Origin of the sequence: Vibrio sp. D3, assembly GCF_043995865.1 — a bacterium.
Lineage (GTDB): Bacteria > Pseudomonadota > Gammaproteobacteria > Enterobacterales > Vibrionaceae > Vibrio > Vibrio diabolicus.
In genome coordinates this window covers 2058052-2074672 of record NZ_CP171887.1, presented here as the reverse complement: position 1 = coordinate 2074672, position 16621 = coordinate 2058052, and the positions used below count along the sequence as shown (strand labels likewise).

Genomic DNA, 16621 nt, shown 5'->3' with positions numbered 1-16621 from the left:
AATCCTCTTTGATTAGCGTTCAGTTAAGGTGAGTGATGTTGGTGTCACTTCGGAGTGTTGCTTTGGCTGGATTAACTCTGATCCGAGCAATGCCAGTGCAAGCCATAATCCGAGCATGCCGATAATGCCTATCCAGCCATTTCCATCCATAGTGAGTTGGTATAGATACAGCCCTGCATCGAACTTGGCGATGGTTTGTACTTCCATGATGGTAAACCAGCGAATCAACCATGCACTTACCAGTGCGGCAGCAGATACAAAACCGAGCCCTATGACGTGACGAAATCTGGCTGATGCGGACTTGTGGGTATCGCGCAAGAAGATGAAGGCGAGCAAAATACAACCTAAAACGACAAAAGTGAGCAAGGCAATGTTGTGCATCCATTGTTCGCTAGAATAGAGCGAAAATGCGGAATTGTTGGATGTCCAAATGGGTAGGAGAATCAGCGTCAGAACGCCGCTCGTTACCACCGATTTTTTCAGTAAATTAGTATCGCCAGATGTCAGCGTCTTTGACTGACTAGGCAGCAAGAGCCAAATCAGCAGAGCGAAGCCGACTGCGCCCATAAAAGCAGTAACAAACCAAAGAATCGGTGACGCTGGTTGGTGCCATAACGAGCGTGATTTTACGACCGCAATTTCAGCGCCTGTGTAGACTGCAATGGTTATGCCTGATAGCACAGTGATGGCAGATACCATAAGCATGGCTCTACGAGAGAGCACCCATTCACCCAGTGACAGCTTTGAAATTAGAGGCAGTACTTTCCCTGGCTGATTACGTAAGTTGAACAGATCCTGGCGGAGATACAGCCATGCAGTCACTACCGCTAAACCTGAGAAAACAGGCAAGAAAAGCGATCCTAAAGACATCCATGACCACGGCGTGATGTGCGCGTAAAAATGCCATGCGCGTCCCGGTTGGTGTAAATCACCAGTTAACGCTAATGGCCCCACGATGGCGCCGATGGCCAGCGTCAGCACAAGCGCAGCGCGCAGTCTGTGGCTGGTGTGTTTTTCAAATAATAGGGCGATTAGGAATAAAATAGCAGCCGCATAAGCCGAACCGATGTAGAAGAAATACTGTACCGCCCACGGGAGCCAAGCCATCGCTTGAGGTTGGACTAACACTTCGGTGATGTTCATGCGTGCTCTCCTTGTGGGTCGTAAATAGCTGGCTGCCCGTCGATATGGCTGGTAAAGCGTTCATCCATGCCGATGTAAAACACGTGTGGCTTGGTCTCTTCATTGGGCTTTAGCACTTTGATGTCGTCTTGGTGCTTCGCAATTAAGCGGCGGACTTCACTTGATGGATTATTCAAATCACCAATCACACGAGCGCCGCCCACGCAGGTTTCCACACAAGCGGGTAACAAACCTTGTTCTAAGCGGTGTGCACAGAAGGTGCATTTGTCAGCGGTGAGCGTGTCTTCATTGATAAAACGCGCATCGTAAGGGCAGGCTTGTACACAATACGCACACGCTACGCAGCGACTGTTGTCCACCATGACGATGCCATCTTCTCGCTGAAAGGTTGCTTGAACGGGACAAACGGCTACGCACGGCGGGTTATCGCAGTGATTACAAAGCCGAGGCAGCATAAAGGCCTTTGCTTCTTGTGTGGTTGTGGAACCGTCATTGAGCGTGACTTCGTATTGTTTCACTGTGGTTCGAAACTGACCGATTGGCGCTTGGTTTTCAATACTGCAACCTACGGTGCACGCTTGGCAGCCGACGCATTTACGTAAATCGATCACCATGGCGTAACGTTTTCCGACTTGTCCTTTTCGGTCGGCGGATTGGTTATTGCGAATAACATTGCCCGCGGTTGCGGTGCCAATCCCTGCAATGGGGATCAACGCGGCACCAGCTGTAATGGCGCTAAGAAAGCGACGTTTGGTGGAATCCATAACTCACCTGCTGTTAGTTGAATTTGAACTGACTGATTCCATTGTGAGAAATGCGCTGCGACGTCGATATAGTGGATTTCCACATACCCAGATCAAAGTTGATCTAAAACAAATGTGGTTTACGGAAGGTAGCTGTTATTCTTGCTTCATTATTTTCGAAGGAACGATTCGACTCATCATGAACAAAACGCCACGGTTGCTTCAGTTTTGGATTCTTTGCTTGGTTGTCTTTGCATCTTTAGCTCAGGGCGCTGTTTCTGAACAAGAATATCTGCAAGAAATGCAACAGCAAAAGGCAGTGCAGCCAGAGGCCAAGCAGAAAGTCGAAGTGGGCGTGTTAGCGATACGTGGTCACCTTTATGCTGAGCAGAGATGGCAACCGACCATTGATTGGCTCAATCAGCAAATTTCCGATGTGCATTTTGTTCTTCATCCCCTTAACTTGGATGAAATGGGCGAAGCGGTGAAGTTTCAGACCGTGGATTTCATCTTAACTAACCCAGGTCAGGCAGTGCGATTGGGTAGGCAATACGCGCTATCGTGGATGGCAACGCTAACCAGCCGAGCGCCGCAAAATTCGAACTACGGCATTGGTTCGGCGCTGGTGGTTCGAGCCAGTTCAAGCTATCAAACATTGCAAGATGTCTCAGGGCTTCCCGTTGCGGCGGTATCAGAAAAAGCCTTTGGTGGTTACTTAACGTTGCGCTATCAAATCGTGGAAATGGGTCTTAATCCGAACGATTTCTTTGCTGATGTCCGTTACCTCGGCTTTCCTATTGATGCCAACCTGTATCAATTGCGTGATGGCAATGTGGAAGCCGCTGTCGTCCCTGCTTGTTTATTGGAACAGATGCAAAATGAAGGTCTGTTACAGCAAGGGGATTTTCTAGTGCTAAATCAACAGCTAAATGAACACTCTTCGTGCGCTGTTTCTACGCCGTTATATCCAAACTGGTCATTTGCCAAAACAGAGCGTGGCTCAGCTCAGCTCGCCAAACAGATTGCGCAAGTCTTGCTTGCTATGCCGCCAGATCACCCCGCCATTATTGCCGCTGGCGCGTCAGGTTGGACGTCACCCGTCAGCTTGCTGAGCATCGACAAACTCTATCAGGCTCTAGACCTCCATCCGTTGCAACAACCTTGGTGGAGTGAGGCACTGCGCTGGCTGCGTAGTCATCAGGAATGGGCGTGGGCGCTGTTCATTTTTGTGATTGTATTGAACGCTTACCACTTTTGGCTTGAGTATCGATTTAGCAAGAGCAAGCAAGCGTTGGAGCAGACATCGTTACGTTTAAAAGAGAAAAGTGAACAGTTAGAGCATTCACAAAGAGTCGCGATTGTCGGTGAAATCGGCACCAGTCTTGCCCATGAACTCAATCAGCCATTGGCGGCCATTCGCAATTACAGTGAAGGCGGTTTACTTCGCTTGGCCAAAAAACGCCCTCATGAAGATATTGTCCCTGTGCTTGAGAAAATTCAGGGGCAAGTTGAACGAGCCGATGCAATTATTCAGCGCTTAAGAACGTTGATCCGCAAGCGCAGTGTCGACAAAGCGCCGTGCGATCTTCAAGTTCTTATTGATGACACGATTGAGTTGCTCCATTTTCGAATGCAGAAGCAAAATATTTCGATTGTGACCAGTATAGAAGGGAACGTCCGTCCGGTACTTGTCGACGCTGTGGGCGTTCAACAGGTTTTAGTTAATGTGATCAGTAACGCGATTGATGCGTGTACTTTGTTCCAAGAGAAATATCACTCATCAGGTTATCAAGGTAAAATTGCCCTGCATTGCGATTACCAAATCAATCAACTCTCCATTCGAGTATTGGACAACGGTACAGGGTTGCAGCAAGAGAATCCGACTCAAGCGTTTGTGAGTAGCAAAGAAGAGGGGCTCGGGCTGGGGTTAGCCATTTGTCGTGATGTAATGGAAATGCATGGTGGCGAGTTTCTCATCAGCTCGACAGCGCCACATGGCTGTTTGGTTGAGCTCGTGTTTCCATATCAAAACTAATCTGAACTAGGCATAGGAGCATTCAATGAGCAGCGGTGAAAAGCAGCTACCTGTTTTTGTAGTCGATGATGATGAATCGGTGCGTGACTCGCTCGCTTTTATGTTGGAAGAACATGACTTCAACGTCACCACTTTTGCTGATGGGCAGTCTTTCCTCGATGAGGTGGACGTTCAGCAAGCGGGGTGTATCATTCTTGATAGTCGAATGCCAAATCTTCGTGGTCAGCAAGTCCATCAAATTTTAAATCAAGCCAACAGTCCCTTGGCTGTTATTTACCTGACGGGGCATGGTGATGTCCCGATGGCGGTCGATGCATTGCAAGCTGGCGCGGTCAATTTTTTCCAAAAGCCAGTCAAAGGAGATGAGTTGGCACAAGCCATTTTGCAGGGACAAGCGCAGTCGGCTGCAAACCTTGATATGGCGGCGGCAAAATCGGCGTATGAATCGCTCACTCCCAGAGAAAAAGACATTTTACGTTTGATCATTGCAGGCAAGCGCAACATTCGAATTGCCGACGAACTTTGCATTGCAATGCGCACGGTTGAAGTACACCGCGCCAACCTATTGAAAAAGTTCTCAGCGAAAACCGTCGCAGAGTTGGCATATATTTATGGCAAGCTAGATTAGAGCTTAGTGAGTGAAGCTTCTTAATGTTATTTGTGGATACAACTTGAGCTTTATGACGACTCGCGTATTATCTTCTTCGTTCCTACTTTATCTGAATTCTTATGAGTTTATTGACTAAACGACATCACACACCACATAAACGGGTGAAATGGCTACTAGCGATTATTGGCTGGGTGGTTATCGTGTGTCTGATGCAAAATTCAGGTTTTGCATCGTCATGCTCTATGAAGTACGAGACGGTATCGCCTGCTGTTTCACTTACTGATGAGGGGTCGAGCGTCAAGTCGATTGATGCTAAAGAAACCAGCAAATGCGAATTGTCTGAAAAATTAATTCAATTTTCTCAACATCAACTCGATGCATTTATTGTTGTTCTGTTTGTCGGTCTTTTGGCGTCGGCTATTTGGTTGTGCAGTGCCTATATTGGTGCGCAACATTGGACGGAACCGATAGGCCGTAAGTATCGAGTCCATCTGACTTTCTGTGTATTCCAAGAATAAAAACGTGCTTTCTGACCAATAAAGTCAGCGATTTAGCACATTTGTTTTTATTATTAGGAATTACTATGAATCAAATTACCAAACTGACTCAGTTCGCGTCTATGTTCTTTATGACGCTGGCGTTGAGTTTGTTCTCTCTGAATATTTCAGCACAAACTACCGATACCGGTTGGATGACTAACCCGCAACATCCTCCAGTGCAAACGCGCTTTGTACTAACGGGTCAACAAGATCCGCAAGCCAAAACACTTACAGGTTATTTGGATGTTAAGTTGAGCGGAGACTGGAAAACTTATTGGCGATCGCCGGGCGAGGGTGGTGTCGCGCCATCGATAGATTGGCAAAACTCGCAAAACCTGAGCAAGGTTGATTGGCAATGGCCATATCCGCAAAAGTTCGAGTTATTGGGCATTGAGACTCTCGGTTACAAAGGCGACACTTTGTTCCCAATGACGCTGCATATCGACGATATGTCGAAACCCGTCACGATTGATGCAGTGCTCACGCTTTCTTCCTGTACGACGATTTGTGTGCTGACGGACTACCAAATTCAATTGACGTTCTTACCTTCTGATCTGAAAGTGGACGAAGACGTGATGTTCAGTTACGCCCAAGCGGTGAGTAATGTTCCTCAATCTTCGCCTTTTGTTGAGGTCACGCAAACAAATTGGGATGCGACTCAATCCAAATTACAAATCAAACTAAAGAACACGCAAGGTTGGCAAAATCCTCAAGTGTTGGTAGATGGTGTTGGTGATGCGATTCGTGACTACAGCTTCAAGTTGGATGGACTTCAGCAAGAAGGTGATATCGTCACAGCAAATTACTCGGTTGATACCTGGCTGGGTGAGGTAGAGCTTAATGAACAATCGTTATATGTTTCTATTAAAGATGATAATTTGCTGGTCGAAGAGGTAACACAAGCACAAGCAGGAGCGGTTACATCGTCACTACCAACTATCTCTTTAGCGAGTATTTTCTTATTTGCATTGTTAGGCGGTTTGATTTTGAACATCATGCCGTGTGTGCTGCCTGTATTGGGGATGAAGCTCAGCAGTATTGTGGCTGCGCATGGTGTAGAGCGCCGTCAAATTCGTACCCAGTTTATCGCTTCTTCTCTGGGGATTCTCACTTCGTTCTGGCTGATAGCTGGATTCATTTTGGTGTTGAAGCTTACAGGTAACGCGATCGGTTGGGGCGTGCAGTTCCAAAGCCCTTGGTTCCTAGGATTGATGGTACTAGTCACTGCTTTATTCGGTGCCAATATGTTGGGGTTATTTGAAATCCGTCTGTCATCGGGTACCAATACATGGCTGGCATCGAAAGGTGATAACTCTCTAGTGGGTCACTACGTTCAAGGTATGTTCGCCACTTTGCTTGCGACACCTTGTTCCGCACCGTTTTTAGGCACTGCCGTTGCTTTTGCCTTGGGCGCGGACGTATTAACGTTATTTGCAACCTTTACAGCATTAGCATTGGGTATGGCACTGCCTTGGATCTTAGTCGCTGTGTTTCCAAGTATCGCGCTAAAACTACCAAAGCCCGGTCCATGGATGAATGTCGTTAAGATCGTGTTTGGCATAATGATGTTGGCAACCAGCGTTTGGCTGCTTTCATTAATGGCAAATCATGTTCCGATGTTATGGATTGCACTCATCGCTGTGGTTGCTTTTGTCGTCATGATGGCAAGAGTTAAGCGTGTGTATGGTGAGAAAGCACTTGCTGTATCGGGGACCGCATCGTTAGTGTTAATAGCTGGCGGCTTACTACTTGGCAGTGTCACTGCTGACCAATGGGCAACGCCACTTCCGGATGATCTAGCTTGGCAAAAGCTTTCTAATTCAGCGATTGAAGAGCACGTTAATAATGGGCGAGTGGTGTTTGTGGATGTGACTGCGGATTGGTGTGTCACGTGTAAAGCGAACAAGATCGGAGTGATCTGGCAAGATCCTGTCTACTCATTGCTGCAAAGCCCTAATGTGGCGACGTTAAAAGGAGATTGGACACATCCGGACGGCTCGGTAACGGACTTTTTACGAGCTCATGGGCGTTACGGCGTGCCGTTTAACATCGTCTATGGCCCGGCGGTGCCACAAGGTATCCCGTTACCTGTGATTCTGACTGATGATGTTGTTTTAAGCGCGGTGAAACAAGCGAGTGGGGGAACTATTCAATGAGTTCGACAAAGCAGCGTAGAACATTCCGATATTGGCTCATTCAAATCGTACAGATGGTGCTCATTGTCACCGTTATTTCTATCGCGATGGATTGGTATCGCACCAAAGATATTCCTAAACAAGAGACACCACCATTGAGCTCCGTATTGAGCGATGGTGAATACTTCGATGCAATCGCGCAAAGTCATGAACAACCTGTCGTTGTTTATTTTTGGGCGACTTGGTGTCCCGCTTGTAAATTTGTAAGCCCAAGCGTGAGCTGGCTGAGTGATGACTATGCCGTAGTTGGCGTTTCTGGCTCATCGGGGCCGAATGAGCGCGTGGCGCAGTTTATGCGGGCAAAAGAATATCGTTTTGAAAACATAAACGATCCTTCAAGCGATATTATGCGTGAATGGAAAATTAGCGTGACTCCAACCATTTATATTTTAAGAAATGGTGAAGTGACCTCTATTACGACAGGCATCACAACGCCGATAGGGATATTGGCGAGAATTTGGTTGGCTCAATAACGAAATAAAAATCCGATATTCAAAATACTGAATATCGGATTTTTTTTATTTTCTCGCTCCAACGGGAATCATAATGTGTGCGTATGGGGTGCCTTTCCACATTACGTATGGGCCACCATAACTTGGGTCGGTTGGTAGAGAGTCGAGCAACGCTTGGTCTGGGGTAATAATCATCAAGTGTGGTCCTTCCACAATCCATTGATTATCGTCCGTCATCCCTTCTGCAAATGGGTCGGTGTTACTGGCACCTCCATCACCCGCTAACATGTAAGAAATGCCTAATGCTTTGGCTTGGAAAGGTTTTTTGTTCATCCAAGCGTCTGCCCATTCCATCCAAGGACCATCCATACACATTGGAGCAATGCCTTCCAATTGAGGTGGCGTTGGGAAGCAAGTGTATTGGCTAGAACCTTCTTGCAGAACATTATTGTTCCAGTCCATCACCGTTACTTTATCGCGAATAGTCGGTGGTGCAGCACTCAGTGCATCCTCTAAAAGTGCTTTTGAATCATCGGCTGCGAATGCGCCAAAAGCGCAGCTGACCGAAACAACAGCAGTTAAATAAGGAGTTAGTTTCATAAATTAAACCTCAAGTTAATACAACATGAGAATTTGAGCACTTTAATTATAGAGTGATATTAACAATAAGAATCATTATTTAAATGAAAAATAATAAGCGATAGGTTTGTTATGTTAATTTAAATATTGTTTTTATATACAGCGAATAGAATGATGGAAATAAGATTAGCTGAATAATCGAAGCAGATTATCAGGACATATTTTTTCTTTATGCACTTAAAAATTCCATCGGAATCACGGGCTAGTACTTTTCAAAATTTCATCTATTTCTACTGGTTATCGCTGAATAACCAGTCGGTTACGTTTCATAGAAAATTAGCTATTTAATAAGTGCCTAGGTGCGTATTGCGTGTTACATTCGAGCATCGTTCTGGTTATCAAGGAGGAAACGATGGATGTTTCAATACCACGATCCGGATGGACAAGATTTGCCCCGAAATACTTATAGTAGATCGGTGGAGCATACGGCATATACCGAAAGTGAAGTTGAACAACTCTGTCAGCAGGCGGGGTTGGAAGTGGTTTCCTTAGAAAATGTGATTGGTTACGTATCTGGTGTTGGTTATGTGTGTCGATACTTGATGCTAGAGCTGAAAAAGTCACACCGCTGAAATAAGTAACAAACAAGGACTGTTTTTGAAAACACAAGATTTAACCGAGTTCGGGTCGGGCATTGAATACGATGCCCAATACGACCAGCATTACCATCACGACATTGCTTTCATCACAAGGTTAATCGAAGAAACCAATGCTCGAAGTGTACTAGATGTCTGTTGTGGTTCCGGTATTGTCACGATTCCAGTCTCTGAGCCGCTCAACGAAGCCATTGGCATTGATATTTCTGAAGGGATGCTCAAACACGCAAAGGACAAAGCCAAAAGCAGGAGTAACTTGCGTTTTCTTCATCTAGACGCAACCCAGTTTTCGTTGGGTAAGAAGTTTGACCTAGCCATAATGACAGGGAATGCATTTCAGGCCTTTTTAAGTGACGACATGCTGGTAGGCGCACTGAGCTCAATATCGAAGCACCTCGAAAAAGGTGGGCGATTTGTCTTCGATACTCGGTTACCAACGCCAGAGAATCTAGAACTGGATAATGAGCTGGCACTGTGGCAAACCTATGTTTCTCCAACTTATGGTGAAGTGAATTATTTAGGTATGAAGGCCGAGTATGACTTGCAAACATCCATCATGTATTTGAAGAAAGAGCGCCATTTTGAAGGTGGAACGATTGAGTATTCCTGCATTGATTTAAAATATCGTCCGCTGGAAGACATAGAGGTTTTCCTTGAACAAGCGGGATTCAGAATCATAGAGAAGTACCAGTCTTGGTCAGCGCAAGCATTTGAGGCGAATGCCAACTCGCTTGTCTGTGTGGCTGAGAAAATATAAATCAATGTTGAGGGATACAATGCAAGGATTTCAAATTACTACGTCGTTAGATGACATGGATTTAGACGTTATCTACGAGTTCATTTCAAACAGTTACTGGGGAAAGGGCATTCCAAGAGAACGCCTTGAGAAGTCATTGCGAAATTCGTTCTGTTTCGCGGTTTTGGATGACGAAAATCAACTCGTTGCTTTTGCTCGGTTAATTACCGATCGTACTACGTTTGCGTACCTTGCCGATGTGTTTGTTGTGGAGGCACATCGTGGTAAAGGCATCAGTAAGTGGTTGATCTCAGAAATTGTTGCTCATCCAGAACTACAAGGCTTACGCCGTATGATGCTTGCAACCCGCGATGCTCATGGGTTGTACGAACAGTTTGGGTTCACCCCTATTGCTCCAGTAGAAAACTTTATGCAAATCTGGAAACCGAATGTTTATCAGAGCTAAATCATGATGATAGTTGAATCTCAACAAGTGGCAATCAGATACCTCAAAACAACAGACGCTGCTCCTCTGTTTGAAAACTATTTAGGCGATGAACAAGCATGCCGCTTCCTCAATCGCCAAGCCCACCAAAATGTTAATCAAACCCTTGAAGCCATCGAAAGATGGCGTGCTCAATATGATCAAAAGTCTCCCAATCTATTAGTCTTCGCTATTGAAGAACTTACTTCTCAAACTCCTATAGGCTGTCTGGTGCTGATACCTGAGCAAGACAGCAGTGAAATCCATTTTGGTATTTCTGCTCGCTATCGGGGAAAAGGCTATGCAACCCAAGCCTGCAAACTTGGCGTTGTCTACCTGCAAAGCTTGGGTATACCGCGCATTCGCACCGCCCCGCATATTAGCAACCACGCGAGTATCCGTGTGTTGGAGAAATGTGGCTTTATCAGCCAAGGCATTTTAAAAGCGCATGCAGTTTTTCCTGCTCTAGGACGTGAGGCGCAAGACTGTATGGATATGCGATTGGAAGATACAGAACTGTGCTATTTTGCACATTGTTCAGAATGAAATGGATAGCGGTTGAAACGAGCGGTTACAGAGCTTGTTAGTCGCCATCGTAGACAGCGTCTTTGCTGAATGATTCGTCGAGGTTTTTTAGTCTTTGATTGTCAGAGGTGACTGACAAAACCATACCAACTGTGACAACCAAACCGCTATTAAAGCAGGATATTATTCCTTCAACTTTGTGTTTTAGGAGTAGTCATTAGACTACCCAATAATTGTTGGAATAAATAATGACGAAACGTTGGCTTGTCTCCGCTGTGAGCATTGCGCTGCTCGGCGGTGGAACGTATTTCTATCTCCAATCTGCCGCTCAACCAGAATTACTGCCTACATTGATTGTGGAAAAAGGCACGATTGAAAAACAAGCGGTGGCTGTTGGTAAAATTGTCCCTGCACACTCTGTGTCTATCAAGTCACAAATCGACGGTATCGTCGGTGAAATTTACGCGAAAGTTGGTGAAAAGGTGAAGCAAGGCCAGCCGCTGATCAAAGTACGTCCAAACCCAACCCCCCAAGCATTAACGGATGCATCGGCAGAGCTCATGCGTAGCGAAGCCGATCTGGAATCCGCCAAACAAAAACTGTCTAACCTAGAAAGCTTGGTCAAGCAGGACATTATTCCAAGTAACTACGACGAATACGTAAGTGCGCGCTCGGCAGTCAAATCTGCGCAAGCGGACGTATTGCAAAAGCGCCAGAATCTCGAACTCATCCGCAGTGGTGAGGCGTCTATCGGTGATGCACGTTTAACGTCGACGATCTACGCGCCAATTGATGGCACGGTACTCAACCAGAAAGTTGAGGTCGGAGAGCCGATCATCTCGACTCAATCAAGCCAAGCAGCGACTGAAATGATGTCATTGGCCGACATGAACAGTCTGATTTTTAAAGGTAGCGTCAGTGAGCATGATGCTGCGCAGTTGTCTCCGGGAATGCCCGTTATGTTGACGGTGGCGCCTTATCCTGATGTGGCGATTTCTGGTGTGCTAACCAAAGTGGCGATTCAATCTGAGAACCTCAACTCACCAGAGGGCAATGCTTCGGCAAAAAGTTTTGATAACGGTTTTGAGGTTGAAGTGGGAGAACTCAAGATCCCACAAGATGTGTTGCTTCGTTCTGGTTTTTCATCGACGGCTCAAATCATTCTGAAGAAGTCTGAAAATGTGCTCACTCTACCGGAGCGCGCTCTGCAATTTGATGGTGACGCACCGAATGTTCTGATCCCCGACAGCTCAGAACAAGGGTTTCATAAACAACCTGTGAAACTCGGTCTGTCAGATGGCATCAATGTCGAAGTGCTTGATGGCGTGGAGCTTGATGAAGAGGTCATCGACAACAGCATGATGGGAGCGACGCATGGTTAAGCTGCAACGATCAAAAATCGCCTTTGCATTGTTGGCTGCCACGCTCAGTTTGCCGACCTACGCAATTTCTATTGAACAAGCTTGGCAACAAGCAAAGCAGAACGATCCAAATTACGAAAAAGCGAAAATCGGCGTCCAGCTTGGCGAGGTTGGCGTACAGAGTAGCCGCAGTGCGTTATTGCCGGGTTTAAGTGCCAGTGCGTCAGCGGATTGGAATGAGTCCTCAAGCCATTCCAACAGTTACGGCGCTACCTTATCTCAAACTATTTGGGATAGCAGTTTGTGGTCGGAACTGGATCAAGCGAATGCCAATTATCTCAAAGCACAGTTAGAGCTATCTCAATCGCATAACGAGCTTGCGCAGAAGTTGCTCACCGCTTACCTAGATGTGGCAAGCGCACAGGGCGACCTCAAATTGGCGCAGTCCAAGCTGGAGGAGGGGAAGGAACTTCTCAACATCATCGAGAAACGCTATCGAGCAGGCAAAGTGAAGTCGGTTGATGTCGAAGAGATGCGAGCGAATCAAGTCTCTGAGCAAGCAAGTATCCTCAATGCAAAAGCCGATCTCGAAGTGAAAAAAGCAGAGCTTGCGGCGTTAATTAATCAAATGCCGGAGAGTGTCGACCAAATTCGAACGGATTCTTTAATTCAGCCTCCGATGCTGGTGGACTCTCAGGAGCAATGGCTAAAGCTGGCGAAAGACAGTAGTCCAGAGCTGTTGGTGGCGGCGCAGATGGTGAAAGCGAGCGAGTTCGCGAAAGATTCAGCTAAAGGTGGATACTACCCGACCGTCAAAGGCCGTGTGGGCTACAGCGATGGTGACAATCGTTCAAACGGCGAGTTTAACGCTGGGATTAGTTTGAGTTTGCCGATTGACCTCAATGGTGCAGTGCGAGCGAAAGTGGACGAAGCATCGTTGAACATTTTAAGCGCCAAGCAAGATATGCGTAGAGTGGAAATTGATATTCAGAAACGAGTTATTCAGCAGTTTACGCAGGTCGATATCAACTGGAATCAAGTTTTGATAGCGAACGAGCTGGTTGAGTCGCGCGCCAGAGTGTTGCAAAGCAAAGAGAAACTTTACGACGCTGGCCTGCTTGAAGTGTCGGAAGTTATCAGCGCACACAACAGCTTGTTTGAGGCGAAAAACAGTCTGCAAACCAACTTGTACAGCTACTGGCGCAAGAGAATCGGCTTACTGCAAACCGCAGGGAAACTCGATGACGATACCATGGCGTTGATCTCTCGAGCTTTTCATTCATGAGCAGTCTATTGCAACAAACTTGGCAAACGTTGATGGCGCACCGCATGAAGAGCGTGCTGGCCATTATCGCGATTGCTTGGGGCGTGATCTCTGTGGTGGTGTTAATCGCACTTGGCGAAGGCTTTTATCGCCATCAGACCCAGTCGTTTTCATTTATGATCAACAATGTGCAAGTGGTGTTTCCGTCGAGTACCAGTAAACCGTGGCAAGGGTTAGCTTCAAGACGACAAATTGATATTCCACAAGAAAAAGTCGACATGATCAAACAGTCAGGCTTCGTGCAACAGGCGTCAAGCGTTTACGCCAAATGGGATGCGAATATCACCAATCTCAAAGGACAGAACTTATCGAGAACGGTCAGCGGTATTGATACGTCTTACTTTCCTTTAATACAACGCAAGCTGCAATCCGGTTCGAGAAACCTGTCACCAAGTGATATGAAAAACCACACTCGCGTGGCAGTGTTAGGCGATCAAATTGCGCAAATGGGCGGAATCCAAATCGGGGATAGGCTTAAAGTCAACGGCATTCCGTTTTTGGTGATTGGGACAACCGTTGGTGAGGACACTGGCATTTCATTCGGCGATAGCCGCACGGTTTTCATTCCTCAAACAACGTACCGCGATTTGTGGGATGCGAAACCTTGGATGGTATTGATGAAGCCGAGAGACGGGATGGGTGCACCGTCGTTTCGACAAAATATCGTGAACTTTTTCGCCAAGCAGCTTCATTTTGACCCAAGTGATAAAGATGCGGTCGAATTACCCGATTTTAGTGAAGGTGCGGCGGTCATCAGTGGAATTTTGCGTGGCATTCAGATTTTTCTCGGAGCGAGCGGCGCGATGACCATGGCGGTCGGTGCGCTTGGCGTTGCCAACATCATGTTTTTATCTGTCACGGAGCGCACGCGTGAAATCGGTGTGCGTTTGGCGATCGGGGCGACTCAAAAATCCATACTCAGTCAGTTTATTCTTGAAGGGCTTATTTTGGTAGCCGTGGGCACGGCATTAGGTCTGATGTTTTCGTATGCAGTGGTATCTGTCTTAAGCAGCATGGCATTACCGGAATGGATTGGTTTACCTGTGATCACGCCAGATTCCATTGCTTGGTCTTTACTTGTGACGCTTATCTTGGCATTGATGGCGGCGTATTTCCCAGCAAGGCGAGCATCGCGTCTCACGCCAGTCATTGCTTTGAGTGCGAGGGCTTAGTCATGTTGTTACCGATGAGACAAATTTTCCAAGAAATGGCCGCAGAAAAGCTGAGATTGGGTTTGACCATTCTGGCTGTAGCGTGGGCGACCCTCTGTATCGCTGCTATGTTGGCGGTAGGTGAGGGCATTCGTCAGGGCGTATTGAAAACCGCACAAAATGGTAACGGCAACTTGATCTATTTGACCGGAGGGATGGCCACCGTCGACCATGGTGCTTTTCACCAAGGTAAATTTCTGACATTAAAAATGGACGATTCAGAGATCGTTCGAGCGTTACCCGATGTAAAAAGCGTTGCGCCAACTGCGAAGTGGAAAGAGCGCATCACCGTTGGTGACAGAAGCTCATGGCAAGAGCCGTTAGCAGTCACGAGCGAGTTTCAATCCATGACCAATTTGGTGCCGATGGCGGGAGGGCGATGGTTAAATCCACTCGATCAAAAAGAGACGCGCAAAGTCGTTGTACTGGGTTATGAACTGGCAGCCGACTTATTCAACCCGAATGAGGACTTTAGTTGGTTTGCGACAGTCACATTGCAAGTCAACCCTGTGGGGCAAAAGGTAAAAATCGGCAATGAGGAGTTCACCGTTGTGGGCGTATTGGAGAAAAACAGCGCTCAAATAGAACTGGGGGATCTTATCAACTATTCCAGCTTTGTGCCGTTAGCGACGTGGAAGCGATTTCATGTCAACGGTGAAATTAGTGGCATCAATGTGCAGCCACAAGCGGATGTAGACCGAGAAGCCTTAGCAAAGACGATCAGGCAAGTGATTGCCCGTAAACACGGGGCAAGTGTCAGTGATGAACAGGTCGTCCAAGTTGACGATATGTTCCTTAAACAAAAGAGTATGCAGCAGTTTCTGATAGGTTTGCAGAGTTTCCTTGGCATTATCGGCTTCGTGACGTTAGCTGTTGCTGGCGTCGGCATTGCCAATGTGATGTATGCCACCGTAAAGCAATCTACGCGTGATATCGGTGTGCGCATGGCAGTCGGTGCAACCCCAACAGCAATTCGCATGCACTATTTAGTGCAGTCTTTATTGACAATGATGATGGGGGGCGCGCTTGGGTTAGCCGTGACGTACGCGCTGGTGTCTGCCATCAGTTCCATTCCTTTAGAGGGCAGTACCTTTTATGAACAATTGGGTAAACCTGTCCCTGAGTTGTCGTGGGTCGTTGTCGCGATTGTCATCCTCACCTTAGTGATCATTGGTGTGGCATCTGCATGGTTACCTGCAAACCGAGCCGCAAAAGTCAGTCCGTTGGAGGCGCTACAAAGTGAATAACAACAATAACTCTGGAGAGAACATGTCGAACAAGCCGCTTGTTGAGCTGACCAACATCTGTAAATACTACTCTAGTGGGGAGGCGGAAGTTCGCGCGTTAGACGGCGTTGACTTAACCATTAATCAAGGCGAGTTTCTTTCCATTCTTGGCCCGTCCGGTTCGGGTAAATCAACGTTGATGAACATGCTCGGCTGTTTAGATAAGCCCACCGATGGCGAGTACCAACTTGGCGGCCAAAACGTCGCAAGTTTAAGTGCGAATGAGCTGGCTGGCATTCGTAACCAAAAGATCGGATTTGTCTTCCAAAGCTTTAACTTATTGGAATACGCGACGGCGCTTGATAACGTGGCACTGCCGTTGGTTTACTCTGGTATCAAAGCCAAAGAACGTCGCCAGCGCGCCGCTAAATTGCTAGAGCAAGTCGGGCTAGGGGATCGTTTAGATCATAAACCAAACCAGCTTTCTGGTGGTCAAAAGCAAAGAGTTGCGATTGCAAGAGCCTTGGTCAACGATCCGCAAATCATCTTAGCGGATGAACCAACGGGTGCATTGGATTCAAAATCCGGCGCAGAGATTGAAGCCTTGTTCAATCAACTTCACTCCGAAGGTAGAACGCTGATCATCGTTACCCATGATAATGCGTTAGCAGAGCGCACCAAACGCATCATCACCATCAAAGATGGCAAGGTGATTTCGGATAGGGCTCCGGAGGGAAGATAAATGAATTTTTCTTGATTGAGACTGGAGTTACTTTAAGGAAGATAGCCATGGAATAGGAGA

Annotated in this window: 16 protein-coding genes and 1 pseudogene; 14 read left to right on the top strand and 3 right to left on the bottom strand. The window is 46.8% G+C overall.

Annotated features, from left to right (window positions below; translation table 11 throughout):
* Positions 1-12: 12 nt before the first annotated feature.
* Positions 13-1143: an NrfD/PsrC family molybdoenzyme membrane anchor subunit gene (gene nrfD / locus ACHFJ9_RS17570; RefSeq protein WP_395355730.1), complete on the bottom strand. Its 1131-nt coding sequence runs from the start codon at positions 1141-1143 to the stop codon at positions 13-15.
* A complete protein-coding gene (gene dsrO, locus ACHFJ9_RS17565) occupies positions 1140-1907 on the bottom strand; it encodes a sulfate reduction electron transfer complex DsrMKJOP subunit DsrO (protein ID WP_395355728.1) in 768 nt (255 codons plus the stop codon). The genes nrfD and dsrO overlap by 4 nt, the downstream gene beginning before the upstream one ends.
* 178 nt (positions 1908-2085) lie before the next feature.
* Between dsrO and ACHFJ9_RS17560 the strand changes: the two genes are divergently transcribed.
* The 5 genes from ACHFJ9_RS17560 (at position 2086) to ACHFJ9_RS17540 (ending at position 7738) form a co-directional block, all read left to right on the top strand.
* Positions 2086-3921 carry a PhnD/SsuA/transferrin family substrate-binding protein gene (locus ACHFJ9_RS17560; RefSeq protein ID WP_395217412.1) on the top strand — a complete coding sequence of 612 codons (1836 nt, stop codon included), beginning with the start codon at positions 2086-2088 and terminating at the stop codon, positions 3919-3921.
* A 25-nt stretch (positions 3922-3946) separates the two neighbouring features.
* Positions 3947-4549, top strand: a complete 603-nt coding sequence (locus ACHFJ9_RS17555) for a response regulator transcription factor (protein ID WP_005397090.1) — start codon at positions 3947-3949, stop codon at positions 4547-4549.
* A 101-nt stretch (positions 4550-4650) separates the two neighbouring features.
* Positions 4651-5049, top strand: a complete 399-nt coding sequence (locus ACHFJ9_RS17550) for a hypothetical protein (RefSeq protein WP_395355725.1) — start codon at positions 4651-4653, stop codon at positions 5047-5049.
* Positions 5050-5114: 65 nt separating this feature from the next.
* Entirely contained in the window at positions 5115-7226 is a 2112-nt protein-coding gene (locus tag ACHFJ9_RS17545; protein ID WP_395355723.1) for a protein-disulfide reductase DsbD family protein, read from the top strand.
* Complete coding sequence (locus tag ACHFJ9_RS17540; RefSeq protein ID WP_395355721.1) at positions 7223-7738, top strand: protein disulfide oxidoreductase; 516 nt, start codon at positions 7223-7225, stop codon at positions 7736-7738. Before ACHFJ9_RS17545 ends, ACHFJ9_RS17540 begins: the two co-directional genes overlap by 4 nt.
* Positions 7739-7783: 45 nt before the next feature.
* Here the strand turns inward: ACHFJ9_RS17540 and ACHFJ9_RS17535 are convergent, their stop codons facing one another.
* Entirely contained in the window at positions 7784-8317 is a 534-nt protein-coding gene (locus tag ACHFJ9_RS17535; protein ID WP_015297004.1) for a hypothetical protein, read from the bottom strand.
* Between the two features lie 398 nt (positions 8318-8715).
* Between ACHFJ9_RS17535 and ACHFJ9_RS17530 the strand changes: the two are divergent.
* From ACHFJ9_RS17530 to ACHFJ9_RS17490, 9 genes and pseudogenes are all read left to right on the top strand, one after another.
* Positions 8716-8928, top strand: a pseudogene (locus tag ACHFJ9_RS17530) (class I SAM-dependent methyltransferase); the annotation flags it as partial.
* Positions 8929-8953: 25 nt separating this feature from the next.
* Complete coding sequence (locus ACHFJ9_RS17525) at positions 8954-9709, top strand: class I SAM-dependent methyltransferase (protein WP_182033160.1); 756 nt, start codon at positions 8954-8956, stop codon at positions 9707-9709.
* Between the two features lie 19 nt (positions 9710-9728).
* The gene (locus ACHFJ9_RS17520) at positions 9729-10154 is read left to right on the top strand and encodes a GNAT family N-acetyltransferase (RefSeq protein WP_048625740.1); all 426 of its coding nucleotides are present in this window, start codon (positions 9729-9731) and stop codon (positions 10152-10154) included.
* A gap of 3 nt (positions 10155-10157) precedes the next feature.
* A complete protein-coding gene (locus tag ACHFJ9_RS17515; RefSeq protein ID WP_395355718.1) occupies positions 10158-10718 on the top strand; it encodes a GNAT family N-acetyltransferase in 561 nt (186 codons plus the stop codon).
* A 227-nt stretch (positions 10719-10945) separates the two neighbouring features.
* Positions 10946-12079 carry an efflux RND transporter periplasmic adaptor subunit gene (locus tag ACHFJ9_RS17510; protein WP_046874447.1) on the top strand — a complete coding sequence of 378 codons (1134 nt, stop codon included), beginning with the start codon at positions 10946-10948 and terminating at the stop codon, positions 12077-12079.
* On the top strand, positions 12072-13343 hold the full coding sequence (locus ACHFJ9_RS17505) for a TolC family protein (RefSeq protein WP_395355716.1): 1272 nt from the start codon (positions 12072-12074) through the stop codon (positions 13341-13343). Before ACHFJ9_RS17510 ends, ACHFJ9_RS17505 begins: the two co-directional genes overlap by 8 nt.
* A complete protein-coding gene (locus tag ACHFJ9_RS17500) occupies positions 13340-14554 on the top strand; it encodes an ABC transporter permease (protein ID WP_395355714.1) in 1215 nt (404 codons plus the stop codon). Before ACHFJ9_RS17505 ends, ACHFJ9_RS17500 begins: the two co-directional genes overlap by 4 nt.
* 2 nt (positions 14555-14556) lie before the next feature.
* Positions 14557-15840, top strand: a complete 1284-nt coding sequence (locus ACHFJ9_RS17495) for an ABC transporter permease (protein ID WP_395355712.1) — start codon at positions 14557-14559, stop codon at positions 15838-15840.
* 22 nt (positions 15841-15862) lie between these two features.
* Positions 15863-16561, top strand: a complete 699-nt coding sequence (locus ACHFJ9_RS17490; protein WP_101911857.1) for an ABC transporter ATP-binding protein — start codon at positions 15863-15865, stop codon at positions 16559-16561.
* Positions 16562-16621 lie beyond the last annotated feature (60 nt).